Source organism: Pseudomaricurvus sp. ABR4_320, assembly GCF_056159445.1.
Map to the genome: position 1 here is coordinate 1 of NZ_JBSWVF010000140.1, position 206 is coordinate 206.

The window sequence follows — 206 nt, forward strand, 5'->3', positions numbered from 1 at the left end:
TCAGGCAGCCAATCACCAAGATATCCTGAGAAACTTTCCGTCAATGAATTCGCATCACTGGTAACCGGAATATCATCGTGACGAAAACGCTCCAGCATAATGACACCGGGTGACCTCAGACTTTCATCAACGCGAGCGACCTGAAGAACGTCATCTGAATCCGCTGGCAGCACATACGCAACGGTTGATACGCCAGGACTGTCTGG

General features: G+C 50.5%; 1 protein-coding gene. It reads right to left on the bottom strand.

The annotated features are described in order from the left end of the window. A partial coding sequence (locus ACXAFR_RS27720) for a hypothetical protein (RefSeq protein WP_475183486.1) occupies nucleotides 1-206 on the bottom strand: 206 nt, incomplete at both ends.